Source organism: Methylocystis bryophila (assembly GCF_027925445.1).
GTDB classification, from domain to species: domain Bacteria; phylum Pseudomonadota; class Alphaproteobacteria; order Rhizobiales; family Beijerinckiaceae; genus Methylocystis; species Methylocystis bryophila.
This window is the reverse complement of the sequence record NZ_AP027149.1, coordinates 1148122-1174605: the sequence shown is the minus strand read 5'-3', so window position 1 is coordinate 1174605 and position 26484 is coordinate 1148122. Positions and strand designations below refer to the sequence as shown.

28 protein-coding genes and 1 other RNA gene are annotated in these 26484 nt (G+C 64.0%); 18 read left to right on the top strand and 11 right to left on the bottom strand.

The genetic code is table 11. The features are described from left to right. Positions 1 to 23 precede the first annotated feature (23 nt). Positions 24 to 848: a transglutaminase family protein gene (locus QMG80_RS05445; protein ID WP_085771898.1), complete on the top strand. Its 825-nt coding sequence runs from the start codon at positions 24 to 26 to the stop codon at positions 846 to 848. A 20-nt stretch (positions 849 to 868) separates the two neighbouring features. Here QMG80_RS05445 and QMG80_RS05440 read toward each other — a convergent pair whose 3' ends face one another. The 4 genes from QMG80_RS05440 to QMG80_RS21670 form a co-directional block, all read right to left on the bottom strand. Continuing rightward, a complete protein-coding gene (locus QMG80_RS05440; RefSeq protein WP_085771897.1) occupies positions 869 to 1624 on the bottom strand; it encodes a proteasome-type protease in 756 nt (251 codons plus the stop codon). 48 nt (positions 1625 to 1672) lie between these two features. Continuing rightward, the gene (bioB, locus tag QMG80_RS05435; RefSeq protein WP_085771896.1) at positions 1673 to 2701 is read right to left on the bottom strand and encodes a biotin synthase BioB; all 1029 of its coding nucleotides are present in this window, start codon (positions 2699 to 2701) and stop codon (positions 1673 to 1675) included. Continuing rightward, positions 2698 to 3168, bottom strand: coding sequence for a hypothetical protein (locus QMG80_RS05430; RefSeq protein WP_085771895.1), 471 nt, complete (start codon positions 3166 to 3168; stop codon positions 2698 to 2700). Before QMG80_RS05430 ends, bioB begins: the two co-directional genes overlap by 4 nt. Positions 3169 to 3340: 172 nt before the next feature. After that, positions 3341 to 3691, bottom strand: coding sequence for a hemerythrin family protein (locus QMG80_RS21670; protein WP_158658739.1), 351 nt, complete (start codon positions 3689 to 3691; stop codon positions 3341 to 3343). A gap of 621 nt (positions 3692 to 4312) precedes the next feature. Here QMG80_RS21670 and QMG80_RS05420 point away from each other — a divergent pair. Next, positions 4313 to 4873, top strand: a complete 561-nt coding sequence (locus QMG80_RS05420; RefSeq protein WP_085771893.1) for a GNAT family N-acetyltransferase — start codon at positions 4313 to 4315, stop codon at positions 4871 to 4873. Positions 4874 to 4911: 38 nt separating this feature from the next. Here the strand turns inward: QMG80_RS05420 and QMG80_RS05415 are convergent, their stop codons facing one another. The 3 genes from QMG80_RS05415 to lpxC all read right to left on the bottom strand — a co-directional run bounded on the left by QMG80_RS05415 (position 4912) and on the right by lpxC (position 9791). After that, positions 4912 to 7611, bottom strand: coding sequence for a PAS domain-containing hybrid sensor histidine kinase/response regulator (locus QMG80_RS05415; RefSeq protein WP_158658738.1), 2700 nt, complete (start codon positions 7609 to 7611; stop codon positions 4912 to 4914). 228 nt (positions 7612 to 7839) lie between these two features. Next, a complete protein-coding gene (locus QMG80_RS05410; protein WP_085773693.1) occupies positions 7840 to 8775 on the bottom strand; it encodes an outer membrane protein assembly factor BamD in 936 nt (311 codons plus the stop codon). Positions 8776 to 8879: 104 nt separating this feature from the next. Further along, positions 8880 to 9791, bottom strand: a complete 912-nt coding sequence (lpxC, locus tag QMG80_RS05405; RefSeq protein WP_085771891.1) for a UDP-3-O-acyl-N-acetylglucosamine deacetylase — start codon at positions 9789 to 9791, stop codon at positions 8880 to 8882. A 372-nt stretch (positions 9792 to 10163) separates the two neighbouring features. On the opposite strand from lpxC, the gene ybgF reads away from it, so the two are divergent. From ybgF to amoC, 4 genes are all read left to right on the top strand, one after another. Then, complete coding sequence (gene ybgF, locus QMG80_RS05400) at positions 10164 to 11084, top strand: tol-pal system protein YbgF (RefSeq protein ID WP_158658737.1); 921 nt, start codon at positions 10164 to 10166, stop codon at positions 11082 to 11084. Then, positions 11078 to 12097, top strand: a complete 1020-nt coding sequence (tilS, locus tag QMG80_RS05395) for a tRNA lysidine(34) synthetase TilS (protein WP_085771889.1) — start codon at positions 11078 to 11080, stop codon at positions 12095 to 12097. Before ybgF ends, tilS begins: the two co-directional genes overlap by 7 nt. Before the next feature lie 350 nt (positions 12098 to 12447). Continuing rightward, a complete protein-coding gene (gene ftsH, locus QMG80_RS05390) occupies positions 12448 to 14364 on the top strand; it encodes an ATP-dependent zinc metalloprotease FtsH (protein WP_085771888.1) in 1917 nt (638 codons plus the stop codon). 200 nt (positions 14365 to 14564) lie between these two features. Continuing rightward, a complete protein-coding gene (gene amoC / locus QMG80_RS05385; protein ID WP_085771887.1) occupies positions 14565 to 15332 on the top strand; it encodes a bacterial ammonia monooxygenase, subunit AmoC in 768 nt (255 codons plus the stop codon). A 154-nt stretch (positions 15333 to 15486) separates the two neighbouring features. Here the strand turns inward: amoC and ssrS are convergent. Continuing rightward, a non-coding RNA gene (gene ssrS / locus QMG80_RS05380) (6S RNA) lies at positions 15487 to 15639 on the bottom strand. A 137-nt stretch (positions 15640 to 15776) separates the two neighbouring features. Between ssrS and prfB the strand changes: the two genes are divergently transcribed. Next, positions 15777 to 16908 (top strand): peptide chain release factor 2 gene (prfB, locus tag QMG80_RS05375; protein WP_102938093.1). Its coding sequence is split into 2 segments (ribosomal slippage): positions 15777 to 15845 and positions 15847 to 16908, totalling 1131 coding nucleotides; the frame shifts between segments, so codons are not numbered across the junction. Positions 16909 to 17020: 112 nt separating this feature from the next. Then, positions 17021 to 17488, top strand: a complete 468-nt coding sequence (gene irrA, locus QMG80_RS05370; RefSeq protein ID WP_102938092.1) for an iron response transcriptional regulator IrrA — start codon at positions 17021 to 17023, stop codon at positions 17486 to 17488. Positions 17489 to 17560: 72 nt separating this feature from the next. Here irrA and QMG80_RS05365 read toward each other — a convergent pair whose 3' ends face one another. Next, positions 17561 to 18103: an SH3 domain-containing protein gene (locus QMG80_RS05365; RefSeq protein ID WP_085771883.1), complete on the bottom strand. Its 543-nt coding sequence runs from the start codon at positions 18101 to 18103 to the stop codon at positions 17561 to 17563. A 251-nt stretch (positions 18104 to 18354) separates the two neighbouring features. On the opposite strand from QMG80_RS05365, the gene QMG80_RS05360 reads away from it, so the two are divergent. The 5 genes from QMG80_RS05360 (at position 18355) to QMG80_RS05340 (ending at position 21595) form a co-directional block, all read left to right on the top strand. Then, on the top strand, positions 18355 to 19350 hold the full coding sequence (locus QMG80_RS05360) for a 2-hydroxyacid dehydrogenase (RefSeq protein ID WP_085773692.1): 996 nt from the start codon (positions 18355 to 18357) through the stop codon (positions 19348 to 19350). 27 nt (positions 19351 to 19377) lie between these two features. Continuing rightward, positions 19378 to 19854, top strand: coding sequence for an META domain-containing protein (locus QMG80_RS05355; RefSeq protein WP_085771882.1), 477 nt, complete (start codon positions 19378 to 19380; stop codon positions 19852 to 19854). Between the two features lie 78 nt (positions 19855 to 19932). Further along, the gene (locus QMG80_RS05350) at positions 19933 to 20268 is read left to right on the top strand and encodes a hypothetical protein (protein WP_085771881.1); all 336 of its coding nucleotides are present in this window, start codon (positions 19933 to 19935) and stop codon (positions 20266 to 20268) included. A 135-nt stretch (positions 20269 to 20403) separates the two neighbouring features. After that, a complete protein-coding gene (locus QMG80_RS05345) occupies positions 20404 to 20745 on the top strand; it encodes a cupredoxin domain-containing protein (RefSeq protein WP_085771880.1) in 342 nt (113 codons plus the stop codon). 10 nt (positions 20746 to 20755) lie between these two features. Beyond that, positions 20756 to 21595 (top strand): FTR1 family iron permease, encoded by an 840-nt coding sequence (locus tag QMG80_RS05340; RefSeq protein WP_085771879.1) that lies wholly within the window; start codon positions 20756 to 20758, stop codon positions 21593 to 21595. Between the two features lie 33 nt (positions 21596 to 21628). On the opposite strand, the gene QMG80_RS05335 is transcribed toward QMG80_RS05340, so the two are convergent. Then, positions 21629 to 22027, bottom strand: coding sequence for a rhodanese-like domain-containing protein (locus QMG80_RS05335; RefSeq protein WP_085771878.1), 399 nt, complete (start codon positions 22025 to 22027; stop codon positions 21629 to 21631). Positions 22028 to 22382: 355 nt separating this feature from the next. On the opposite strand from QMG80_RS05335, the gene QMG80_RS05330 reads away from it, so the two are divergent. From QMG80_RS05330 to QMG80_RS05310, 5 genes are all read left to right on the top strand, one after another. Continuing rightward, positions 22383 to 22820, top strand: a complete 438-nt coding sequence (locus QMG80_RS05330) for a hypothetical protein (RefSeq protein ID WP_245299903.1) — start codon at positions 22383 to 22385, stop codon at positions 22818 to 22820. A 26-nt stretch (positions 22821 to 22846) separates the two neighbouring features. Next, positions 22847 to 23233: a DUF6460 domain-containing protein gene (locus tag QMG80_RS05325; protein ID WP_245299902.1), complete on the top strand. Its 387-nt coding sequence runs from the start codon at positions 22847 to 22849 to the stop codon at positions 23231 to 23233. 234 nt (positions 23234 to 23467) lie between these two features. Then, a complete protein-coding gene (locus tag QMG80_RS05320; protein ID WP_158658736.1) occupies positions 23468 to 24010 on the top strand; it encodes a hypothetical protein in 543 nt (180 codons plus the stop codon). Between the two features lie 232 nt (positions 24011 to 24242). Further along, on the top strand, positions 24243 to 25244 hold the full coding sequence (locus QMG80_RS05315) for an adenosine kinase (RefSeq protein ID WP_085771876.1): 1002 nt from the start codon (positions 24243 to 24245) through the stop codon (positions 25242 to 25244). Between the two features lie 36 nt (positions 25245 to 25280). Further along, positions 25281 to 25733 carry an FKBP-type peptidyl-prolyl cis-trans isomerase gene (locus tag QMG80_RS05310; RefSeq protein WP_085771875.1) on the top strand — a complete coding sequence of 151 codons (453 nt, stop codon included), beginning with the start codon at positions 25281 to 25283 and terminating at the stop codon, positions 25731 to 25733. Between the two features lie 349 nt (positions 25734 to 26082). Here the strand turns inward: QMG80_RS05310 and QMG80_RS05305 are convergent, their stop codons facing one another. Continuing rightward, positions 26083 to 26478, bottom strand: coding sequence for a DUF3126 family protein (locus tag QMG80_RS05305; protein ID WP_085771874.1), 396 nt, complete (start codon positions 26476 to 26478; stop codon positions 26083 to 26085). Positions 26479 to 26484 lie beyond the last annotated feature (6 nt).

Genomic DNA, 26484 nt, shown 5'->3' with positions numbered 1-26484 from the left:
ATCTAGGAAGCACAACCTTCGCCATGCTCATTCGCGTCAGGCACGAGACGATCTACCGCTACGACGCGCCAGCGAAATCGACGATGCAACGTCTGCTGGTCACCCCGCGCAATCATGAAGGCCAGCACGTGCGGGAGTGGCGTATCGACGTCGATCGGGATTGCTGCCTCGTCGCGGGAAAGGACGCCTTCGGAAACATCGAGCATCGCTTTTTTGTGGAAGGGCCGCTCCAATCACTCACGACCCTCGTCGAAGGCGAGGTTGAAACCTTCGATCAGGCCGGCGTCGTGAGCGGCGCCGTTGAGCGCTTTCCGGTAGCGCTTTTCCTGCGGGAGACGGCCCTGACGAGGCCAGACGCCGCGCTCGCGAGCTTTGCGCGCGACATCGGCGGGCGCGAGTCCTCAACGCTTGCGAAATTACATGCGCTGATGGCGGCGATCCACGACAAGCTCGCCCTCAATCCGGACGCGACCCACGCCGCGGCGGGCGCCCTCGCGCTTTTCGAGAAGCGTTGCGGCGCTTATCAGGATTTCGCGCATGTCTTCATCGCCTGCGCACGCGCGCTCGGCATTCCGTCGCGCTATGTGAGCGGCTATCTTCGCCGCGACGACAGCGAGAGCGATCAGGTCGCCGGTCACGCTTGGGCGGAGGCGCATGTGGAGGGCCTCGGATGGGTCGGATTCGACCCTGTCCACGCGCTTTGTCCGAACGAGTCCTATGTGCGCGTCGCCATGGCGCTCGATGCGCTCGGCGCCGCTCCCGTTCGCGGCGCGCGAGTCGGCGGCGGAGCGGAAGAGACGACGGTGCATATGCGCGTTGAGGACTCGCGCGCGCAATCGCAGAGCTGAAGAAAGCTAAAAGTCGCGCGTCACCTATCCTGCAGCCCGCCATAGGGGGGGCGCGGAATCGCTGTATGCGCGGCCTTCAGCGCCTTAGACCACTGCTCGCGCAGATCCCGGAAATAGGCGTCGGAGGCGTCGACACGGATCGAAAGCTCGAGCTTCAGCGCATCGCGCCGCAAGAGCGCAAAATCGAGCGGAAGGCCGACCGAGAGGTTCGAGCGCATGGTCGAATCCATGGAAATCAGGCCGATCTTCAGCGCGTCATAGAGATCCATATCGAAGCTGATGGCGCGATCGAGAATGGGCTTGCCATATTTGTGCTCGCCAATCTGGAAATAGGGCGTGTCGATCGTGCACTCGATCGCGTTGCCGGCCGAATAGATCATGAATAGGCGCATGGCGCCGCCGCCGATCTGGCCGCCGAGCAAGAAAGAAACGTCGAAATTGACGCCCGATTGCTCCATGCCTTCGGCCGCCTGCGCGCGCGCGCGACGCGTCGCGGCCCCGACGAGATGGGCTGCGACCGACATGCTGGACGCGTCGACGAGCCGCGTCGAGATCGTCTCATCCGTCGGATCTGGGACGCCCTCGTCGAGGAGGTGGATCACGCCCTGGCTCACCGAAAGATTGCCGGCGCTCGCGAGCAGCAGCACCATTTCTTCGCGCCGCTCGAAGATATGCAGCTTGCGGAAGGTGGAGATATTGTCGAGCCCCGCATTGGTGCGCGTGTCGGCCATCATGACGAGGCCTTCGCGCACCAGAATGCCGCAACAGTAGGTCATGACGTTCCGCTCCTCACGCCCGCGACACGGAACGCGCCGGCAGCCGGCTCACGCGCCGCGGCGGCCCAAATGGTCTCGATCGAGGCAGACTTCCGCGCCAGACCGCGCCGCTTCGGCGCGCGGCGCCAAAGCCGTGAACAGCGCGTCGTCCTCGGCGGCGTCGGGATTCGCGGTCGTGAGCAGCTTCTCACCGTAAAAGATCGAATTGGCGCCGGCGACGAGGCAGAGGATTTGCGCTTCGCGCGAGAGGCTCGACCGACCGGCCGAAAGGCGCACGCGGGATTTGGGCATGATGATTCGCGTCGTCGCGATCATCCGGACGAGGTCGAGCGGATCGACGGGCGGACGCTCGGCGAGGGGCGTGCCGGGGACGGCGACGAGCGCGTTGATCGGCACGCTTTCAGGATGCGGATCGAAGCCCGCGAGAACCTGGAGCATGCCGGCCCGATCCCTGACGCTCTCGCCCATGCCGATGATGCCGCCACAGCACATTTCGATGCCGGCGCCGCGCACGGCCTTCAAAGTCTCGAGCCGGTCGCGATAGCTCCGCGTCGAGATGATCTCGTCGTAGAATTCCGGCCCAGTGTCGAGGTTGTGGTTATAGGCCGTCAAACCCGCCTCGGCGAGACGCTTGGCCTGCGGCGGCGTCAGCATGCCCAGCGTGACGCAAGCCTCCATGCCGAGCGCGCGAACGCCCTTGACCATATCCAGCACCGCCTCGAAACGCGGCCCTTCCGGCGCGGCGCGCCAGGCCGCGCCCATGCAGAAGCGATCCGCGCCCGCCTCGCGCGCCACGCGCGCGGCCCCGAGAACGGCCTCCACGCCCATGAGCTCCACGCGGTCGAGCTTGACCTCGCGGTGATGCGCCGACTGCGGGCAGTAGGAGCAGTCCTCCGGACAGCCGCCCGTCTTGATCGACAGCAGCGCCGCTTTTTGCACGTCATGGCCGTCGAAGAAGCCCCGATGCGTCGCGCTGGCGCGGGCGATGAGATCCAGTAGCGGCGCGTCGTGGATCGCGACGATCTCCTCGACAGTCCAGTCGTGACGCAGCTCGAAAACGAAAGGCGGCGCGTTCATCGCGAGTCTCTCTTTCCGCCCTTGCCCGCCGGCCTGCTCAACGGCGTCGGCGTGAGCCGCCCGCTAACCGTGAGAAAGACGAGATAAAGCGCAAGCGTCACATCGAACCCGGCGTTCGCGAAGACGAGCGGCGCCGGCGTGAAGAGCGCGGCAGACCCCTTGTAATGCACATAGATCAGCCAGACGGGATGCAGGAAAAGCGTCGCGATGAGAACCCAGACAGAGGTCAGCCGGGAGAGGAAGACCAGGGAGCCGAACACGGCGACGGCGGTCATTTCCACCGCGCTCCAGCTGTTCGGATTGTCGGAGCCGAGCCCGAGGCCGACATAGATGAAGCAGGCGGCGATCAGCGCATAGCCCGCCAGATGGGGTAGGTTGCGGCCGCCCCAGCGCGCCACGACGATGAGGCCTGCGGCGAAGATCAGGCCGAGTCCGGAGAAGAGAGCGATTTCGAGGGGAGTGAGCATGAGGGCCGTCGTTGCGGCGCCTGCTGCGGCCCGGCGCTCGCGAGGCTTCAGGGTCTAGCCGCCGGCAGGTCTATAGGACGCTAGGGCGCGGCGAACAAGTCGCACGGCGCGCGGGGGCGGACTTCTCGAGAATGTGCACGATGTCAGCGAGTTTTTCCGATCGCTGCGGCCTTCACGCTCGCGAGCCGCTTGCCCGCCTCCAATCGCTGAAGCGCGAATAATCTTCGTCATAGCGCCGGCAATGGAAGCCGATCCAGCTTCGAAGATTGTCGCAAAAGCTCGCGGACGGCCTTTCAGTGTTGTCGACGAACGCCGCTATATAATCGCGCAGGGCTTTCAGCAAATATTCGTGATCACGGCGATGCAGAGCCAGTCGCGGAAAGGCGTCATCGACCATGGCTTTCTCTTCATGCGCAAAGTGTTGATTCGTCACCTCCAGAAGCTCCCACAGCGCTACGACCATCCGATGCGCGTCAAAACGCGGTTCAGCCGCCACACGCTCGATAAACGCGATCTGATCCATTACGCGCTGATGCTCCTCCGAGAGCGTTGAATCTAAGACAAAATATGATCTAAGCATCTCTCTCCTTGCTCCCTATCCTTTATCACGAGCAAATCTATAGGCGGCCCACACCGTGATTGGCCGCGCATCGCAGTCGCGCGCAAGCTCTGGCTTTGGCAAAGGCAATCTTCCCACAGAGAACGCTTCTATTCGAATATCGCTCCATATCGTCGCATGTTTGTCACGCCGACGCAATAACTCTTGCATCACGGAAAACTATTAGCTGTTATACTTAGTGAGTTCTACTTAGAGCGCGTTGCGAAAATGCGGAAACCGGTTTGTCGCGCGCATCGCGCTCTGAAATTTTGGAATCGATCACCTTGTCTGCGTTTGAGCGATTCTCGCGAGCAAGTCCTGTCGGGCAGGCAGATTACCGGCGTCGGTCAAGTAAGGGCGTGGAGTTCGCCGACGGGTTCGCACGGATGATGCGTCGTTTGTTCAATGTGTTATGCTGACGCGGAGATTTTTGACTCCCGCGCGTCAAGCGCTTTTCATAGAATGATCTAATTTTCATAGAATAATCTAAAATGTCACCGCGACGGCAACGGGGCGCGCTCGGGCGCTGACCACGAGGTTCGGCAAATGCCTAACAGCCTGAGACATTACGCCTGCGTGGAAAGACTGAACGACGGCCAGAAAATTACCATTCGCGCCGCACGCCCAGCCGACGGGCCGAAAATACGGCGCGCGTTTTCCCTGCTGGATTCCAGAACGCGCTATATGCGCTTCCTCTCCCAAAAAGATAAACTCACCGACGAGGATGTCGCCCGCATCACGGGAGCCGACTTCGAGAACGCGATCGCCTTGCTCGCGACGATCGGCGAAGGACAAGACGAGGCCGTCATCGGCGGCGTCAGTTGTTTCGTCGTCAACCCCGGAGCCGCCCAGCGTGATGCGGAAGTGGCCTTCACGGTCGAGCAGGATTTCCAGGGTCGCGGCGTCGGCGCGGCGCTCATGCGCCATCTTGTCCGAATCGCGATAGCGAAAGGCCTGCACAGCCTAGAGGCGGAAGTGCTCTGCAATAACGCCCCGATGTTGAGCGTGTTTCGACGTTGCGGACTTCCGATGACGACGCGTCAGGAAGATAATTTGCTGTACGTCTCGCTTGCGCTGAACGACGCAAGCCTGGCGCGATCCGCCTAGATCACGCTGGTTTCTGGCGGAATTCCTGAATCATTCGATCAATTCGAAGCCGGCGTCGGCGTCCTGGGCCGGCTCACGGAAGCAAGCAGCTCTTCAAGTTGCGAGAGAGAAGCAGGCTTGACCAAATGACCGTCAAAACCGGCCTCCCGCGTTCGCGCGCGCATGTGGTCCTCACCCGAGCCAGTCAAGGCGACGAGCTTCGCTCTTCTTCCGACGGGCGACTCTCTCATTCGGCGGGCGGTCTCGAAGCCATCCATATGCGGCATTGAGAGATCCAGAAGCACCAGCTCGGGCTCAAACTCGGCGCAGGCTTCGAGCCCTTCCGCGCCACTGCGAGCAACGCGAACGTTTGCGCCTAACACGTTGAGCAAGAAAGCGAGAGCTTCAGCCACCTGTGGCATATCGTCGATCACGAGAAGGCGCGGCGACGTCGTTAGAGGCCCCGAAGCGGTTTGGGGCGCGGGCGCTTGCGTCCTTGCGGGCTCCAGCAGAGGCAAACGCACGACGAATGTGCTGCCGAGCCCCTCCGCGCCGCTCTTCGCTTCGACCGTGCCGCCATGCATCTGCGTGATCGAGTGAACAAGCGCCAGCCCGACTCCCAGCCCCTGATCGGGTCGCCCGCCTTTGCCTCCCTGAACAAAAGGCTCGAAAATATAGGGCAAGAACTCTTCCGGGATGCCCACGCCTGTGTCGGCGACGCTGACGACCGCCACGTCTCCCGCTCGTTCGAGAGAGACTTGGATGCGCCCTTCCTGCATCGTGTGTCTTGCCGCGTTGCTCAGCAAATTGGAGAAGACTTGCGTCAACCGCACCGCGTCGCCATGGACGGGCGCCGGCTCGCGGGGCAGCTTCAGGCGGAGGTCGAGGTTTCCCGCTTCAACGAGGTGTCTGCTCATGTCGACGGCTTGGGCCACGGCGGCCGCGAGGTCCATGCGCTGCTTCTGGAGCTCGAATTTTCCGAGGCTGATTCGGGAAATGTCCATGAGATCGTTCACCAAACGCACAAGGTGGTCGACCTGTCCCTCCATCATGACGAGCAGGCGATCGGCGGCCGGCGTAGGCGCGCCGATCCTGCGTAAGGCGTCCAAGCCATTGCGCACGGGCGCGAGCGGGTTGCGCAGCTCATGCGCCAGCGTCGCGAGAAATTCATCCTTGCGCCGATCGGCCTCGCGCAGCGCTTCCTCCGCTTGCTTGCGCGCGGTGACGTCGAGATCGATGCCGACGACCTTGTCGAGCGCGCCGGCGGCGTTGCGTTGCGCCCGGCCCAGGTTCTGATGCCAGCGCACGCGGCCATCGGAAGATATGCTGCGGAACTCCTCGTTCCACTGATCGTCGCCGGATGCGCTGCGCAGCTCCTCGATCCGAGAGAGGATGTGGAGACGATCCTCTGGATGCAAGCGCTCGATCCATTCATGGAAGCGGCTCGGCGAGCCGGGCGGGAAATCATAAAGTTCGCGAAAGCGCTCATCCCAAGTTGACGTGCTGCTCTTGGCGTCCCACGCCCAGCTTCCGGCCCGAGACGCGTCGAGCGCCAGCCGCAAATGGCCTTCTGTCTCGCCCAGCGCATTCTCGGTCAGCTTGCATTCGGTGATGTCGAGGCCTTCGACGAGAAAGCCTTCGAGCGCTCCCCGCTCGTCGCGCAGCGCCGTCACGGCGCTGAGAATATAGCCTCGCTCGCCGTCTTCCGCTCGATACTCGATCTCGCCTCGCGAAGCGCCGGGCTGCGCCTGCGCCTCCTCGAACTGGCGCCGCCAGCGCTCGCGCATCTCCGGCGTGTCTCGCCACCATGGAGCATCCAGGAAGCGCTGGCCCACGAGGACCTCGGTTTCTGCGGCCGCGCCGCGCATGACCGAATCGCTCATTTCGAGGATGCGGCCCTCCGGATCCACGAGGCAGCTATGTTCGAACTGCTGATTGAAGATGGCGCGAAACCGCCGCTCGCTCGCGCGTAGCGCGGCCTCCATCTTCTTGCGCTCGGTTATGTCCAGTCCTATCCCGCCCACATATCGTTTGCCCGCCTTGTCGCGGAAAGGAAATTTGGTGTTGAGCCAACAACTGGGCTCTTGGTCCGGCTCACGCGTTTCCTCAACGATCGCGATCGTCCGGCCAGTCGCGAGCACCGCCAAATCATTCTTGCGAAATTCCGCCGCGACATCCGGCGGCCATAGCTCGGCGTCCGTCTTCCCGAGAAAATCCGCGACCTGACCGCCAAACCGTCGTTCGATCGCTCGGTTGCGGTAAACATATCGGCCGTCTGCGTCTTTCATCCAGGCGACCGTCGGACTGTTGTCCACGAACAGCCGCAACCGTTCCTCGCTCTCGCGCAAGGCGTCCGCCGCCTGTTTTTGTTCGGTGATGTCGATGCACATGCCGAACCATTCGGCGACCTCGCCGCTCGCATCGCGGATCGGCGCGGCCCGAACGTTCATCCAACGCCACTCGCCGTCGTGACGGCGGACGCGATGCTCGCCGGCATAAGGCTCGCCGCGAGCAACCGCCGCGCGCCAGCCCGACGCCGCTGCGACGAGGTCCTCCGGATGCACGGCTTTTGCCCAGCCGAGGCCGAGCATTTGCTCCGACGTCTGCCCCGTGAACGCCATCCACTCCGGCTGCGGCTCGATCTGCAGGCCGGACGAAGGGCAGGACCACGTGAACGCGCTGACCGCGCTGAGGAGCGTGCGAAAGCGCAGCTCGCTCTTGCCTAGCGCCTGCTCGAGCAGCCCAGCATCAGTCGCCATATCGAGTCCGCCAGCCTGTCGAACGGCGATATCCGCCGCGATCTCCAATGCGTTTCCGCCGGAACGATCTCTTGCCGCTCCTCAAAGCGGCGATGAGGCGCCAGCTCCCTCGACGAGAACAGAGGGCAGGCTTGCCCTCAGGCCAATCCGCGCCGCGGCGAGCGCCTTTCCGAAAAAACGGATCTGCGAACGCCCCCTGATTGCGCATGGCCCACCCGATCGGCCTCGCTAATGGCCGGTCGCGGCAGTGAGAGGGGCGACGCCCCGTTGCTCGGTTTTTTCGGATCTAAAGGTCTTCGAAAGCTTCGAGATCCAGCTCTCGTTATGTTCCTGCGGCGCGAGGCCGCCCGTTTTCAACAGCGACACAGCATCCGTATACCACTGTGAATCGGGGTAGTTGTGGCCCAGCACGGCCGCCGCGGTCTCGGCTTCGGGGGTAATTCCCATCGACAGATAGGCCTCGGTCAGCCGGTAGAGCGCCTCTTCAGCGTAGCGGGTCGTCTGAAACTTTCCGAGCACGGCGTGATAGCGATTCACCGCAGCCGGGTAATTCTTGCGGGTCAGATAGAAACGGCCGATCTGCATCTCTTTGGCGGCGAGCTGGTCACGCGCGATATTGATCTTGAGCTTGGCGTCGGCCGCATATTCAGAGGTGGGAAATTTCTCGACGAGAGCCGAGAAGGCCTGATAGGCTTTCTCCGAATTCGACTGATCCTGCATCACGCTGGTGATCTGATTATAGTAAGACATTCCGGTCAAATAGTACACATACGGCGTATCAGCCGACTTCGGATAGAGTTCAATATAGCGCTTAGCCGACTGGATCGCATCATCGTAGGCCGGCTTCTCGTACTGGGCGTATGTCGTCATGAGAAGCCCTTTGCGCGCCCATTGCGAAAATGGGAATCGCTTCTCCACTTCCTGGAACTTCTTCGCCGCGTTCTCGTAATCCTTAGCCTTGAGCTTGGCGAGACCTTCGTCATAAAGCTCGTCAGCCGGGATGTCGGGCGTAATTTCCGTCTTGTATTTGCTGCTCGACCCGAAAAGATTGGTGACGGGATCAAAAAGGTCCGAGATGTCGGCGCGCGCGAAGCCGGTCTGCGCGACCAGCAGCAGCGCCACGCTCGGGGCTAACGCGCCCAAACTGCGAAGGATTGCATTCATGCTGACGGCCTCTCGCGGCATTTTGCGAATCGCACCTCCGCCTTGAAGCCCGGCGGGGCCCAAAGCGAGACGCCTATCCTAGAGACCTGCTTGTTCGGGCGACATTATGGCGAGAGGACGCGCTCTTCCGCCCGGCATTCCCGGGCTGCGCTCGCTCCCTCTTCCATCGCGAAGGCTCCGTGGGTCGTCATCAACTTTTTGACGAGCGCGACATTGAGCGCGTGACCGCTGCGATAGGACCGGAAGCGGCCCAGGATTGGCGCCCCGGCAAGCGCGAGATCGCCCAAGGCGTCGAGCGCCTTATGCCGCGCAGGCTCGTCAAACCGGCGCAATCCGCCGGGGTTGAGCACCCTCCCCTTCGCAAAGACGACGCTGTTGTCGAGCGTGGCGCCGAGCGCCAATCCCTCGCGCCAGAGCCTCTCTGCGTCTCCCAGGAAGCCAAAGCTGCGGGCCCAGCAAAGTTCCCGAACGAAAACGCCCGGCGAGAGCCGGCGCCTCACGCGCTGCCGGCCGATCGGGGCGGGAAAGTCGATCTCGACGTCAATCTCGAGCCGAGGCGCGGCGATCGGCGCAAGCTCCGCCCAGGCGGCCCCCGCCTCGACGCGGACTCTGCGAAGGATTCGCAACGCTCTTCGCGGCGCGGCGAGCCGGCTCACGCCGGCCTCCAGAACGGCCTCGACGATCCGGTGGGCCGAGCCGTCCAACGCCGGGGCCTCGGGGCCGTCAACCTCGATGAGCGCATTATCGACGCCGAGGCCTGACAGCGCCGCCGTCACATGCTCCACGGTAGACACGCGCGCGCCGCTCGCGCCGACTTCGACGCGCAGCCGCGTATCGCGAACCTGGCGCCAGCTCGCGGGAATAAGCTCCTCGGAGTCGAGCCGCGAGAAAGCGATTCCGCTCGAGGCGTCAGTTGGCAGCAGGAACATGCGGCAAGGGCGACCCGTATGGGCGCCGGTCCCCACAAGCGTCACCCTCTGGGCGAGGGTCGTCTGGCGATGGCGAGAAGAAGGCATGGGTGACGTCATGGTCTGCTTGAAGATTGCGCCGGCGATCCGATTTGGGACGGTGGGCCCAAACGGGACGCCGAGCCCTCACCCCTCTCCGCCGCTTTAACCGGCCAGGTTCTGCTTCCAGGCTTCCCGCCTCTGGGCCCGCTCAAGCGCAGGAAAGCGTCACCCACGCGCACTTTAAAGCTACTGCCGCGCTCCGCGCCAATCACGCTTTGCGACAATATGCAACAACCTCCGCCCCGCGATGGAGCTGGCCACAGCCTCCATGCGAAAGCCGGAGAGGCGAGCGGCGCGCCTCACTTTGGCCGAAACGTCGCTTATGCTCGCCCAGGCTTTCTCCGCGCGTCGCCGCGCTCGAACCGATGCGATCCCGCCATGCTCATCCCCCGCGCCATTGGCGCAATACTCCTCGTCTTCGTCGGCGTCATCGCCGCTCCGCGCGCAACCGAGGCGCAATATCTGAACCGGTCTGCGCCCGATGGTTATGACGTCGGCGAACCGGCCGGCCCCGATCGGGATTCTGTTCTCATCAACCGCGTCGATCGACTCGAGCGCGAGCTGCGCAAGGCTACGGGGCAGATCGAGGAACTCCAGCATCAGGTTCAGGGGCTCGAAGAGCAACTCCGCGCGCGCCCGGAGTCCGCAGCCCTTCCCGCCCCCGCCTCTGCCCCCGTCGCAGGCCGGCCGCAGACTGCCCCCGTCGGCGGATCGCGCGACGCCTTCGACCCCGCCGCCAACCCTACCGCCGCAGGCGCCCCGCGGCCGCTCGGCCAAACGACGCCTTCGGCCCCGCTGACCCCGAGCGATACGGCGCGAACGGGCTCACGCGACCCGGGCGCGCCGATGGACCTGACCCCGCCCGGCTTGCAGGGTGCTCCGTCCGCGACGCGGCCGGCGGCGGAAGCCTCGCCTGCGTCGATGAAGGAGGAATACGAGCAAGCCGCGGCTTTGATGCAGCAGCAGCAATATGAAGCCGCCGAGCGCGCGCTGACGGCATTTCTCGCGAAATATCCAAAGAGCAAATATGTCCCGGCGGCGACCTTTGGCCTCGGAGAGAGCTTCTTCCTGCGCTCCCGCTTCCGGGAGGCGGCTGAAAAATTCCTGGACATCAAAAAGAAGCACCCGCAGTCGGCGCAAACGCCGGAAGCGCTGCTCCGTCTGGGTCAGTCGCTGGCCGAGATCGGCGCCCATGAGGAGGCCTGCCAGTCCTTCGCCGACATCGGCGCGAGCTATCCGCAGTCTCCGGCCCGAGTGCGTGAATCGGCGGTGCGTGAGATCAAAAAGCACCAATGCTGAGCCTGACTTCGGCGGACGCGCTGCTCGCGCCGCTCGCCGAAGAAACGGCCCTGCTGCTCGCGGTCTCGGGAGGACCCGACTCCATCGCGTTGATGCTGCTCGCAGCCGCCTGGTCGCTGCGCGCAAGGGTCCGCATCGTCGTCGCGACGGTAGACCATGGCCTGCGCGCAGCTTCCCGCGAGGAAGCCCTTTTCGTGGGCGGGGAGGCCCAAGCGCTCGGTTTCGAGCATCGGCTGCTCCTCTGGGCCGGCGAAAAGCCCTCGACGCGGCTCCAGGAGCGCGCGCGAGAAATGCGCTATGCGCTGCTGGCCGACTGCGCCGCCGAAATCGACCCGCGCTGCGCGATCGTCACGGCGCACCATGCCGACGATCAGGCGGAAACGATCCTTTTCAGGCTTTGCCGGGGAAGCGGCGGCGCCGGGCTCGCCGGCATGAGCGCCGTATCGACGCTCCTGGTCCACTCTGCTCGCTCGCAGCGCGCGTCGAAAAGCGTCCGGCTCCTACGCCCCCTTCTGGAGGCGCCCAAGGCGGCGCTCGAGGCGATCTGCGCCGAGGCCGGCCGGGCTTACGTCACCGATCCGAGCAACCTCGACCCGCGCTTCGCACGCGGACGCCTTCGCTCGCTCGCGGCGACGCTCGCCGCAGAGGGGCTCGATCGGGACGCGCTGCTGCGCCTGGGCCGCCGCGCGGCGCGGGCCGAAGCGGCGCTGCGACATTGCGCCGCGGAGGTGGAGGCCGGCGCGCGTATTGAAGGCGACGCGGCGCCGGCGCGCTTCAAAGCCGAGGCGCTGCGGGGAGCGCCGGACGAGCTTCTGATGCGTCTCATCGAGAGGCAGGTCGCCCATTTTGGCTTGGCCCCGCGCTTGGATCGGCTCGAGCGCGCATCGCAACGCGTCGCAGGCGCTCTGGCGAGACGCGAAGCGGCGCGCATGACACTCGCGGGCGCGCTGATCGATGTTGACGAGGATTTCCTGAGCTTTCGCCCGGCGCCGCCACGCAGCCGACACATGTAACAACGTAATGATAGGCGATTTTGAAATTTCCATGCAGGCAGACGAGCTTGACGCGCATTTCATCCCCCGGGCTCGGATGGCCTCTCAATGACGATCGTCGCGCTTTTGACACAACATTAATTAACGTTAACCCGTTCTGCGCGGGACGACCGTGATCTTTTGATCAGAAGCTTGTTTGCAACGCGCGAAAAAACAGCCTTTTTCTTTAATGAGCCGGGTTTCTGCTCTGGCTCTGCGCGCCCATGCCGCCCCGCTCACTTGGCAAGCGTGGCTTGCGCGCCTAGTTTAACATCAATCGAAGCGTCGCCGGGCTCAGCCTCGGACGATGCGCAATCAATGTCAGGCGCGCCATGAACCCGCAAATTCGCAACATCGCCCTGTGGACAATCATCGGTCTGCTCGTCGCAGCCCTTGTCCTACTCTTCCACGAGCCCAGCCAACGCTCCTCGATCCGCGACATCACGTTTAGTGAGCTTTTGACCCAGATCGATCAGGGTCGGGTTCATGACGTGACGATTTCGGGCAACGAGATCACCGGTCATTTCGCCGACAACCGGCCGTTCCAGACCTTTGCGCCGAATGATCCCAGTCTCGTGCAGCGGCTGCAAAGCAAGAACGTGCAGATCAGCGCCCGCCCTCTGGGCGAGGGCGGCGGCTGGATGATGACCCTCCTCGTGAACGGTCTGCCGCTTCTGGCCTTTCTGGGCGTCTGGATCTTCCTTTCGCGTCAGATGCAGGGCGGCATGGGCGGCCGGGCCATGGGCTTTGGCAAGTCGAAGGCGAAGCTTCTGACCGAGTCGCAGGGCCGCGTGACCTTTGAGGACGTCGCCGGCGTCGACGAGGCCAAGGAGGATTTGCAGGAGATCGTCGAGTTCCTGCGCGATCCGCAGAAATTCCAGCGGCTCGGCGGCCGCATTCCGCGCGGCGTGCTGCTCGTCGGTCCGCCCGGCACCGGCAAGACGCTGCTCGCGCGCGCCATTGCGGGCGAGGCGAATGTCCCCTTCTTCACGATCTCGGGCTCGGACTTCGTCGAGATGTTCGTGGGCGTCGGCGCCTCGCGCGTGCGCGACATGTTCGAGCAGGCCAAGAAGAACGCGCCCTGCATCATCTTCGTCGACGAGATCGACGCGGTGGGCCGCCATCGCGGCGCGGGGCTTGGCGGCGGCAATGACGAGCGCGAGCAGACGCTCAATCAGCTGCTCGTGGAGATGGACGGCTTCGAAGCCAATGAAGGCATCATCCTGATCGCCGCGACGAACCGTCCGGACGTGCTCGATCCGGCGCTGATGCGTCCGGGCCGCTTCGACCGTCAGATCAACGTGCCGAATCCGGACTTCATCGGCCGCGAGAAGATCCTGAAGGTTCATGCGCGCAAGGTGCCTTTGGCGCCGGACGTGGATCTGAAGGTGGTGGCGCGCGGCACGCCCGGCTTTTCGGGCGCGGATCTGATGAATCTCGTCAATGAGGCGGCGCTGCTCGCGGCGCGGCGTTCGAAGCGCATCGTGACCAAGGCCGAGTTTGAGGACTCGCGCGACAAGATCCTGATGGGCGCGGAGCGGCGCACGCTGATGATGACGGATGAGGAGAAGCGCCTCACCGCCTATCACGAAGGCGGGCATGCGCTGGTGTCCTTGAACATGAAAGGCTCCGTGCCGATCCACAAGGCGACGATAATCCCACGCGGCCGCGCGCTTGGCATGGTGCAGTCGCTGCCCGAGCGCGACGAGATCTCGCAAAGCTACGAGCAGCTCGTCGCGATGCTCGCAATGGGAATGGGGGGGCGCGTCGCCGAGGAGCTCGTGTTCGGACACGATAATGTCACTTCGGGCGCCGCGAGCGACATCCAGATGTGCACTCGAGTGGCTCGGTCGATGGTGACGCAGTTCGGATTCTCCGACGAGCTCGGCACGGTGGCCTATGCGGATCCTCAGCAGGAGCAGTTTCTCGGCTATTCGCTCGGCCGGCAGGTCACCTTGTCGGAGGCGACTCAGCAGACGATCGACGCCGAGGTGCGCCGCCTCGTGTCGGAGGGCTATGAGTCGGCGAAACGCATTCTGACCGAGAAACGCCGACAGCTCGACGTGATCGCCAACGCGCTGCTCGAATTCGAGACCCTGACCGGCGAAGAGCTCAAGGGCCTCCTCGAGGGCAAGGTTCCGACGCGGGAGGACCAGCCGCCGTCCCCCGCCCAACCCCGCGGTTCGGTGCCCTCCTCGCCGAATCGCGGCGAGACCGGATTAGGCGGCGCCGAGCCGCAGCCGGCCTAATGCCGACGTGAAAAGAAAGAGTTGCGAGAAGGCCCGGGGACGCTCCCCGGGCCTTATTGCGCTGCAGCACAAAACTTTATAGCCCAGGACGCATTTTGCATTTAAAGTGGCGACCAAGTCACATGACTTTCCCGCTGCGAGAAGTCAGTGTGCATTAAGCCCAAGGGTCAAAGCCCTGGGTTCAGAATGGGAGACCAAGCATGAGTTCGACAACAAGCACGGCTGCTGGCGCAGCCGCTGGCACAGACACCATCGTCGATCTGAAGGGAATGTGGATCGGCCTTGCGGTGCTGAACGTGTTTTATCTGATCGTTCGCATCTATGAGCAGATCTACGGCTGGCGCGCGGGTCTCGACTCGTTCGCTCCGGAGTTCCAGACGTACTGGCTGTCGATCCTTTGGACGGAGATCCCGCTGGAGCTCGTGTCGGGCATCGGCCTTGCGGGCTACCTCTGGAAGACCCGCGACCGCAACGTTGACGCCGTGGCTCCTCGCGAGGAGATGCGCCGTCTCGTGGTTCTGGTTCAATGGCTGACGGTTTACGGCATCGCCATTTACTGGGGCGCGTCCTTCTTCACGGAGCAGGACGGCACGTGGCACATGACGGTGATTCGCGACACGGACTTCACGCCGTCGCACATCATCGAGTTCTACATGAGCTACCCGATTTACTCGGTGATCGCGGTTGGCGCGTTCTTCTATGCGAAGACCCGCATTCCGTATTTTGCTCATGGCTACTCGCTGGCGTTCCTGATCGTGGCGATTGGTCCGTTCATGATCATCCCGAACGTTGGCCTGAACGAGTGGGGCCACACCTTCTGGTTCATGGAAGAGCTGTTCGTTGCTCCGCTGCATTGGGGCTTCGTGTTCTTCGGCTGGATGGCGCTGGGCGTGTTCGGCGTCGTGCTGCAGATCCTCGGCCGCATCCATGCGCTGGTCGGCAAGGAAGGCGTCGCGCTGCTCGCCTGATCGGCGATCAGACGAAACCGGTTATCTCGCCGCCCGCGTCCCTGACGCGGGCGGTTTCTTTTTGCTTGGACCACATTTCAAAAAAGAAGAGACGAAAGCCCGCGCCGCGAGCACGCGCGCCGAGCCGCCAAGAGAACCATGGATTGGGAGAGGGTGCGGGCCGCGAAAGCCGTGGGACGTCGATCCCGGGAACCTACAACGTAGGTGGGCGCCATGTGGCCAAGCCCACGGGCGAGGCCAGGGACAGCTCCCAAGGAGATCGATAAGGCCCCGGGGAAATTGTCCTACACGCACCCCGCAGCGCCGCGAGAGTCAATCTAGTGCGCCTGACGCAAAAGTGAAAGCGGCGTTCGCGCGCGCTTACGCTTTCCAACCGAACCGTCTCTTTACAAGCGCGCTGCGCGTCCCTAGGTTCACAACCTCCAATCCGAACGGAAAGAATCGATGCGCGCTGAACCGCTGGCGTTGAAAGAAGAGATCGAGCAGTCCATGGGACTGCTGAGGAGGCATCTTTGACGTCGATACGGCGACACGTCGTCTCGGCGAGCTGAACGCGCGCATCGAAGACCCCAATCTCTGGAACGACGCCGAGGACGCGCAGAAGATCATGCGCGAGCGCAGCGAGCTCGAGGAGCGGCTCGGCGCGCAAAAGAAGCTCGAGAGCGAGCTCGACGACGCCCTGACGCTCGTCGAGCTCGGCGAGGCGGAAGGCGACGAGGCGACCGAGAGTGAAGGCGTCGCCGCGCTCAAAGCACTGCTCGCCGAGGCCAAGCGCCTGCAATTGGAGGCGTTGCTCTCCGGCGAGGCCGACGCCAACGACGCCTATCTCGAGGTGCATTCGGGCGCGGGCGGCACCGAATCCTGCGACTGGGCGCGGATGCTTTTCCGAATGTATGCGCGCTGGGCGGAACGCAAGAAATTCAAGGTCGAAATCATCGAGGAGACGGCGGGAGACGAAGCCGGATTGAAGTCCGGAACGCTCCTTATCAAAGGCCACAACGCCTATGGCTGGGCCAAGACTGAATCGGGCGTGCATCGGCTCGTGCGCATCTCGCCTTTCGACTCCAACGCGCGCCGGCACACGAGCTTCGCCTCGGTTTGGGTCTATCCGGTCGTCGACGACAGGATAGACATAGAGGTCAACGAGAGCGATTGCCGCATCGACACTTATCGGTCGTCGGGCGCGGGCGGCCAGCACGTCAACACGACCGACTCGGCGATCCGAATCACCCATATTCCGTCCGGCATTGTCGTCGCGTGCCAAGCCGAGCGCTCCCAGCACAAGAATCGAGCCACGGCCTGGAACATGCTGCGCGCCAGGCTCTACGAGAAGGAGCTCGAGCGCCGGGAAGCCGAAGCCAACGCCGTGGCCGCCGCCAAGACCGACATCGGCTGGGGACACCAGATCCGCTCCTACGTGCTGCAGCCCTACCAACTCGTCAAAGATCTGCGCACGGGTCACACGTCGGGCACGCCCGACGAAGTGCTCGACGGCGAGCTTGACGATTTCATGCAGGCGTCTCTCGCCCAGCGCGTAGAGGGCGGCGGGCCGGTTCAGGTCGAGGACGTGGAGTAGAACGCCGACCCAGCTGCGCGCCCTTGGGGCAAGGCGACGGCCGGACGCCGGAAATTCCGGCGCCTTCGGCTTCCGCCGCCCTTGTCGTCGGCCGACTCTAATGCATAATATCATGAGCATGGATACGACGACGCCATCGGCCGCCGGGCAAAGTGACGACTCTGTCGTGGAGACGAGCGCGGGCGCATTCGCGGAGCGACTGGTCGCGGCCGGGCTGCGGCCAACGCGTCGGCGCGTGGCGCTGGCGGAATTGCTCTTCAGCAGGGGCGATCGCCACGTGACGGCAGAGAAGCTCTTCGACGAGGCGACGACCGCGCAGATGCCGGTCTCGCTCGCCACTGTCTACAACACGCTGCATCAGTTCACGGCCGCGGGCCTTCTGCGCGAGATCGCGGTGGATGGCGCGCGCGTCTATTTCGACACCAACATCTCCGAGCACCATCATTTTCTGCTGGAGGACGGCGAGGAGCTGTTCGACATTTCGGGCGCTGTGGCCGTGGCCAATGTGCCCCCGCCCCCGCCGGGAATGAAAGTCGCGCGCATCGACGTCGTGGTGCGGCTCACCCGCGATGACGACTGATCGCGTGAGGGCGCAGCTCTTTCGGCATCGCCCTCACGTCTAAGTGCACTCAAAAATGCGGGCCGCGGGGCTTCACTGAACCTTTTCGCCCGGATAGACCCCCCAAAGATTTTCCTGCTTCATATAGCCGTCGAAGCCCGGCCCTTGCAGCCGACACCATTCGCCGTCGCAGGATTTGAGCAGCGCGATCACGCCCGGCGAAAGCTTCGCTACGGGCTGCTGGTGGTCGGCGGCGGTGAGCAGGAGCGGCTCCTTCTTCCAGGGCGCGACGAGCGCGGTGCGGCGTCCCGACAGCAGCGAATGGAGCACCCATCCCTCGCCGCCTTCCGAGTCGCGAATCTTACGCCAGATCTCGAATTCTGCGGTCACCTCCACCGGCAGGCCCGCGCGCTCGTAGATCCAACGTGTCGGGTGCTCCTTGCTCGGACCCTCATGCAAATTGACCCGATCCGACTTGAGGCTCACATATCGTGGAAGCGGAAGTTTCGAGACAGGTCCAAGCTGCGCCTGCTGCGCGGAAGCGCCCGGCGTTCCGCTAACCGAAGCGGCCAGGACGAAGAGAAAGGCGAGCAACGGCGACGACCCTCTTCTGATCAGGCGCGAAATCCACAGCATTGATCGAGACCCTTCATGCAACGCGATGACACAGCCCGCCGCTCGTCTTGTCTTTGGCCCGGCATCTGTTAGAAGGCCGGGCTCGGAGCTTAGTCCGCGCCAGCCCGATTTTTCGGCGCAGCGGCGTTAACAGCGAGTTGAAGCGCGCGCTCGAACGCTGCTCGGCCTGGCGCGTCCGCGAGATCGGCGTATCCGATGGCCGGTTTTCCTGCTAGGAAAATAATGCATCGGGAGTGGGAGCGAAGGCGAAAATGCCGAAAAGGAAGCCCGTCGTCGTCGTGACGCGTCGCCTGCCCGAGGTGATCGAGACGCGCATGCGCGAGCTCTTCGACGCGCGCCTCAACGAAAACGACAAGCCGCCAACCCATGAGGAGCTCGCCGAGGCGATGCGCACCGCCGACGTGCTGGTGCCGACCATCACCGACCGGATCGACGCCAGCCTCATCGCTCAAGCCGGCGAGCAAATGAAGCTGATCGCCAACTTCGGCAATGGCGTGGACAATATTGACGTGGCTTCGGCGCTCCGGCGGTCGATCACCGTGACCAACACGCCGGGTGTGCTGACCGAGGACACGGCCGATATGACGATGGCGCTGATTCTCGCGGTCGCGCGTCGCATTGTTGAGGGCGCCAATGTGATTGGCGCGGGCTCTTGGGGCGGATGGTCGCCGACCTGGATGCTCGGTCGGCGCATCACCGGCAAACGCCTCGGCATCGTCGGCATGGGCCGGATCGGCCAAGCGCTGGCGAGACGCGCCAATGCCTTCGGCCTCTCCATTCATTACCACAACCGCCGCAGGCTGCCGGCGGAGATCGAGGAACAGCTCGAGGCGACCTATTGGGAGAGCCTCGACCAGATGCTGGCGCGCGTGGACATTCTCTCAATCCACTGTCCCCACACGCCGGCGACCTACCATTTGCTCTCGGCGCGTCGTCTGAAGCAGTTGCGGCCGCACGCGATATTGGTGAACACCGCGCGCGGCGAGATCGTCGACGAGAATGAGCTCGTGCGCATGCTCGAGTCCGACGAACTCGCGGGGGCGGGTCTTGACGTGTTCGAGCACGAGCCGGCAGTTTCTCCCAAGCTCCTCAAGCTGGCCCAAGCGGGCAAAGTGACGCTGCTGCCGCACATGGGGTCGGCGACCATCGAGGGCCGCATCGACATGGGCGAGAAGGTCATTGTGAACATCAAAACCTTCATCGACGGGCACAGACCGCCCGATCGAGTCCTGCCCAGCATGTTGTGAGCTGTGACGATTAAAGGGATGGGGAGAATGAAAAGCCTTTCGACCACGCTCACCCTCGTGTTGTGCGCCTACGCTCTGGCCGTCGCGCCGGCGGAGGCCAAGAAGAAGCAACAAAAAGACGAAGGGCAACAGCAAGAAGAGACAAAAAGCGAGGCGCCGCCGCGCTACACGCCCTTTCCGCATAATTTGATTTTCAACCTCGTCGACATCGACGGAAAGGCGCCGCCCGCCGAAATGTGGCTGCGAATCGATTCGACCGGACGCGCCAACGGCTCTTCGGGCTGCAAGAACTGGTCGGGAATTTTCGCGGTGGGTCCAGATCGGTTTGGGCCGCGCACGATGCCGGCCTTCACCGAATCGCCCTGCGACCCGGCGCAAAAGGCCTTTGAGCAGCAGTTCTGGGCAATTCTGCTCGGCGGCCCCTTTTGGGACCTCAAAGGCGACCAGCTCATCATCAAGGCCTTCAAAGGCCCGGGCGTGATGCATTTCCAGCGCTCGCTCTAGCGCGCTGCGCGCTTGAGCGGAATCATTCGAGCGATAAGAAAACTTTTGCGGAACGGCTCCAACAACCGAGGGATCGATATGCGACGTAACGCAGCCTTCCTGACGGCGGCTCTCTCTTTCGCGGCGCTCGCAGCCGGCTGCAACAGCGCCGCGCCACCTCCGCCGCCCCCGGTCGCGGCGCCAGCGGCGCAGACAAGCGCGACGATTCCGGAAGGCCCCGGCTGCGCCTCGGCCGTCGCTCGCTATCGCGCAATTCAAGACAACGACCTCGCGATGGGCCACGTCGATAAAAAGGTCCATTCGCGGATTCAAAAGGAGATCGCCGAGGCCCAGAGCGCCTGCGCCTATGGCGACGAGGCGAAGGCGCTAAGTCTGCTGCGAGCGAGCAAGTCCCGGCACGGCTACCCGGAGTAGGCGGCGTCTCGGACCCGCAAGTCTTGAAATTTTCTGCAGGTCGAGCTTGGAACTCGTCCAGAACATCGACATTGACCGTCTGCTGCGGCCTGCTAGGCTGGCTCCACGCATGCCAAGCGAGAGGAAAACTGCTTCGTGACACGTCTCAGAAAATTCGTCGCCGCCGGGATTCTGCTCGCCGCGACCTGCTATGCGGGCGCGGGATCGGCCGAGGAAACGAGCCTTGGCGTCGAGATCAAGGACCATCGCTTCGAGCCTGCCGAGCTTCATGCGCCGGCCAATAAGGCGATCACGTTGACGGTCAAGAATCTCGATGCGACGGCGGAAGAATTCGAGAGCAAGCCGTTGCGCATCGAGAAAGTTGTCGCCGGCAAGGCGCAGGCGACCGTGCGCATTCCCGCGCTCGCGCCGGGCAAATATAGCTTCTTCGGCGACTATCATGAGAAAACCGCCCAAGGCGTGCTGATCGTAGAATAGGCGGTCATTCATGCTCGGCGCGCTCATCGTCGTCTTTCGCGAGGTTATCGAAGCCGGCCTGATCATCGGGATCGCTCTCGCCGTCACGCGCGGCGTCCCTGGCACGCGCCGCGTGATCGTCGCCGGCGCCGTCGCGGGCCTCCTCGGCGCGCTCATCGTCGCCGCCTTCGCCGAACAGCTCTCCGGCGCGCTCGCGGGGCGCGGGCAGGAGCTCTTCAACGCGGGCGTGCTCGGCTTCGCCGTGCTCATGCTCGCCTGGCATAACATCTGGATGGCGCGGCACGGGCGCGAGCTCGCGCGCGAATTGTCGGCGGTGGGCCACTCGGTCAAGACGGGCGAGAAGGGCTTTGTCGCGCTCGCGATGGTCGTCGGCGTCGCCGTGCTGCGCGAAGGCGCCGAGGTCGCGCTCTTCCTTTACGGCATTCTGGTCTCGGGAGAATCGACCGCCAATCTGCTCACGGGCGGCGTGATCGGCCTCGCGCTCGGCGCGGGATTGAGCTTCCTCACCTTCTACGGGCTCGTGAAGATCCCGCCGGGCAAGCTCTTTGGCGCAACCGCTGTGCTCGTGACGCTGCTCGCCGCGGGATTGGCCTCCCAATGCGCGGCCTTCCTGCAGCAGGCGGGATTGGCGCCTGTGCTCACGCAAACGCTTTGGGACACCTCCGCGATCCTGCCCGACAATGGCGTCGTGGGGCGCGTATTGCGCACGCTAATTGGCTACGCGGACCAGCCGTCGGCGCTGCAAGGCGTGGTCTATCTGGCGACGATCGCGGTCATTGTCCTTGCGACGCGGCTCGCCGCGACGCTGCCCACAGCGCCTAAGCCTGTCCGCGCAGCGCCGGCGGAGTGATTCCCTCCGCGCCCCTCAGGGCGCTAGGCTTTATCACTCGCTTTTGGGATTTATCGGCTCGACCGGACCTCCTGCTTTTCGCCAAGCTGAAAACCCGCCTTCGAGATGGCAAACACTCTCTAAGCCCATCTCGAGCGCCGTCTTTGTCGCAAGCGCGGAGCGCCAACCACTGGCGCAGAAAAGCACAAATTTCTTTGGCTGCGCGAACACGGGTTTTGCATAGGGGCTTTCAGGGTCGATCCAAAACTCGAGCATTCCCCGCGGGCAGGAAAACGCCCGGGGGATGCTTCCCTCGCGCTCCCGCTCTCGAAGCTCCCGAAGATCCACGAAAAGGACGTCGTCTCGATCGAGGAGAAGCCGTGCTTCGGCGGGGTTGACTACGTCAACCAACGCGTTGGCTTCAGCCAACAAGTCCTTATAGCCTTTTTTCATCTTCGAGCTCGTACCTTCGCGACTTCCTCGGAGACCACGGGCCATCCCCGGGCGAGGCGACAGCTGTTCAGGCTAATCCCAAAGTTGTGCTGTTGCCGCCAATGATCACGCGGACCTCGTCTTGTTCGGCCGCTGGGCCATTGACGCTCGCCCCGGGGCTCACCATGTGCTGTGCCGGCGCCCTCGGCGGCTACGTAGCGCGCTTTCCCCTTGAACGGAGGGGTTCGAGGATTGCGAGTTCGCGCCAGGTCGAAAAGCTGGAGCGAGTTTTGGTCGCCAAAGTCTACCAACTTTTGCGAGACTCCATGCCCCCCGCCTGCCGGCGCCGCTGGCGCTCCCTTGGAGAGGCTCCGCCGTGCGCGCCGTAGCCTTCCCCATTTCGCTCGCTGCAGCGTCGCTCGCCGCGCCGGGGGCGCTGGCGCAAACGACGGCGCCGCCACCGCAAACCGCTGAGCCGCCGGCTCCTATGGATCGTTTCTCGATGACGCCCGCCCAGGGCGGTTTCCTGCGGCTCGACAAACAGACCGGCGCCGTGTCCTTCTGCACTGTCGAAGCCGGCCAATCCATCTGCCGGGCCGGCGCCGACGAGCGCGCCGCGCTCGAGAAGGAGATCGCCGAGCTGCGGCGTCAGAACATCGAGTTGCAGGCCAGTCGCGGTGGGGCGCACAATCAAACGGGCGCGTCGCCCTTGCCAAGGGAAGAAGAGCTCGAGCGGACGCTCAATTTCGTCGAACGCTTCTTTCGCCGCATGGTGCGTATTCTTAAGGAAGAGAACTCGGGCGACCGAATCTGAGCGCCGAGAATCAAGGAGCGTTTCAAGTGACGCAAGACGACAACCCTCTGTCCAACTGGCCACATCTCGATCGCGCCCAAGGCGCCGGCGCGGATGGCGCGCGCGCGCCCTCTGGCGCCTCGCAAGAGCCCGCGTCCGAACCGGCGAACGGCCTCGAGTCCTTCCTAGGCGGCTCGCCGGCCGCGGTGGCGTTGAAGCTGCTTCTTATGTCGCTCGTCGTCGGCGCCCTGATGATGTGGCTCGAGATCCGCCCGGCCGACATTCTCATGGGGCTCGCGAACTTCTTCCGGCGCATTTATGCGCTGGGCTTTGGCGCCGTGCGCGAGCTCATCGACTATGTGGTGGCGGGCGCCGCGATCGTCTTCCCCATCTGGTTTTTGCAGCGCCTCCTCAATGTTGGCGGGCGAAAGTGAAACGCCCCCTTGGCTCGCCGTCGGCGCCGGCTTTCCGAGCCCGCGCCGCGGCGTTCCGCTTGCCTCCGGCTGTTTTCGCGCGCCGCGAGCCGTGTTAAGAAGCCTCTGAGCGGCCAAAAGCGGGCGGGCGTCCCGCTCGCGGACGGTTGTCCTGTCATCAATTCGAGCGCAGCCTCCTTCGCGTCCTCGACGCCGAACCGAATCTCGCGCTCCAACTCACGGATAAAGATCCTCATGGCGATCAATGTGCCGGCCGCTTGGACGAATTGGGCGAATGGAACGCCCAAGGCGTTCCTCGACATCCTCACGCTCGAGGGAGGACAGGGCAAGCTTCCCATCAACACGCAGCTGATGGCCGGCAGCCTCGGCGTCTATGCCGTGCTTCAGAGCCTTGATCATTTGCCCGAGCATAGCTTTCTCGGGTCGATCGGTTTCGGCCTCGCCAGCGCGGGGCTCGTCGGCGGGCTCACAGCCCTCCTGCTGCCGCGCTACGACGCGCGCGACCGGGTCGTTCAAACCATCACCGCGCTCGCGGGCGTCGGCGCCGTGATCGCGCTCGCCTCCATCGTGCTGCATTTCGTGTTCGCGATCGCGCTGCCGCCGCCGCTGCCAACCGCTCGTCTCGTCAGCTTTCTCCTGTTTCCGCTCTGCATCTGGAACTTCTTCGCCTTCGCCTACATCTATCGCCACGGCAAGCTGCGGAACTTTCCGGCTTTCGCTCTCTCTGCGACATTCGTCATCATTGTCGACTTCATCCTCGCAAAACTCCTGCACTGAGGAAAACCCACGAAAGCGCGAAGCGGCGTCCATCTTGACGCAGCTTCGCGAGCCTCCTTCACACAGCGAGTTTCGTCGCGCGCTGGATATGCGGAGCGATCGGAACGAGGGGCGGCTCGGGCTCGCGCGAGACATTCGCCCTCGAATGGTTCCCTTCGAGCGGAAAGCGCGCTAGGAAGCCCGCGCCTCGAGTCTCGAGGCGGTTTTCTCATGCACCGCACGGATTTGCTCAATGACCACGACCCTCGACGTGCTCGGCGTCGGCAACGCCATCGTCGACGTGCTCACCCGCGCCGAGGATGACGCGCTCGCGCGCGCCGGCCTCCATAAAGGCGCGATGCAGCTCATCGATGAGGCCCGCGCCGACGCGCTTTACGCCGACATGGGGCCGACAACGATCGTCTCGGGCGGCTCCGCCGCGAATACGATGGCGGGCTTAGCCAGCCTCGGCTGCCGCGTCGGCTTCGTCGGCAAGGTCAAGGAAGACGAAGCCGGTCGCGAATTCGCGCATGACATTCGCAAGGCGGGCGTCGCTTTCGAGACGCCCTTTGCGACGGACGGCGCGGCGACGGCGCGTTGCCTGATCTTCGTCACGCCGGACGGCCAGCGCACGATGAACACCTTTCTCGGCGCCTGTCAGGCGCTCGGCCCCGCGGACATCGACGAAGCGCAAGCGGCCGACGCCAAGGTCCTCTATCTCGAGGGCTATCTTTGGGACCCGCCGGCCGCCAAGGAGGCTTTCCTGAAGGCCGCAAAGCTTAGCCGCGCGAAAGGGCGCAAGGTCGCGTTGAGCCTCTCCGACGCCTTCTGCGTCGACCGTTATCGTGACGAGTTTCTCGGCCTCATACGCGACCAGCTGGTGGACATCGTCTTCGCCAACGAAAGCGAGCTGCATTCGCTCTATCAGACCGCCGATTTCGACACGGCGCTTGTGGCGCTGCGGGCGGAGAAGGGCTTGCTCGGCGTTGTCACGCGCTCGGCCCAGGGCGCCCTCGTCGCGGACGCGGCCGGCGTCGTGAGCGTCCCGGCCTTCGCGGTCGAGGAAATCGTCGACACGACCGGCGCCGGCGATCTCTTCGCGGCTGGCTTTCTCGCGGGCTTCACGCAAGGCCTGCCGCACGATAGAAGCGCAAGGCTCGGCGCGCTCGCAGCGGCCGAGATCATCTCGCATTTCGGCGCTCGCCCGCAAAAGGACTTGGCGCAACTCGCCCGCGACAACGGGCTCCTCGCCTGACGCCAAGATGAAATTCCCCACCACGGAGACAGCAGCATGACGAGATCTTCTCTCACCACGGCCCTCGCCGGTATTCTTCTCTCCCTGCCGCTCCTCGGCGTAGCGTCGGCGCCTGCGATCGCGCTCGAGGACAGCAAGGCCGTGACGACGCTGTCCGGCCTCAAGAACATCGACACGAAGGTCGGAACCGGCGCAGAGCCCAAGACCGGGCAGACCGTCACGGTGCATTACACGGGCTGGCTCTATGAGAACGGCGCCAAGGGCAAGAAATTCGACAGCTCGAAGGACCGCGGCCAGCCCTTCCAATTCAAGATCGGCGTGGGCCAGGTCATTCCCGGCTGGGACGAAGGCGTCTCGACGATGAAGGTCGGCGGCAAGCGCACGCTGATCATTCCGCCCGATCTCGGCTATGGCGCGCGCGGCGCCGGCGGCGTCATCCCGCCGAACGCGACGCTGCTGTTCGATGTCGAGCTGCTGGATGTGAAGTAATACCGAAGGGCGGCAAGCAGGCTTCAAGGGTCGTCATGGCCGGGCTCGTCCCGGCCATCCACGCCATCCCGCTGCGCAATCGCAAGACATTGAACCGCAACGTCCATTTGCGAACGCCCGTGGCGCCCGCTGGCGCGGACGCCCGCGACAAGCGCGGGCATGACCGATCACCGTTTGCGGCGATGGCGCCCACGCGATCCGGCCGCGCTCTAAGCCCCCTCCCTGTCCCTCCCCCGCTCGCGGGAGAGGGGACGCCAACGACCGGCGATGATGGGGGACAGGGCCCGCTCCCTCTCCCGCGAAGCGGGGCGGTTCGAGCGTTTGAATCGAGGCCATGACCCCGGCGCGCTTAAAACTCGTCGAGATCGATGTCGAGAATGGCGATCTGCAAGGTATAGCTCGAGCCTCTGGCGTCGTCCGCCGAGATGACGCCGAGGAAGTCCTCGCCGCTGTTGAGCTCGACGAAATCGCCCTTGCGGCCTCGCGCCGCGAGCGTGAGGCGCTCGTTCTCGAAAAGCTTCTGCAGGTAGGACTGCAGGACCTCGCGGCCGACGGGAATTTTCATCGCGAAGGCGAAGGAGCGGTCTCCGTCCTCGTCGTCGACGGTGATCTTGGCGATCTGGCGCTCGCCGAGCCGCACAGCCGCCGCATCCTCGTCCTTGGGATCGAGCCCGACGAGTACCCCTTCGTTGCCAAAGGACTTGCGCAGGAAGGCCTGCAACTTTCGCAATTCGGTCTTATTCACCGCGGA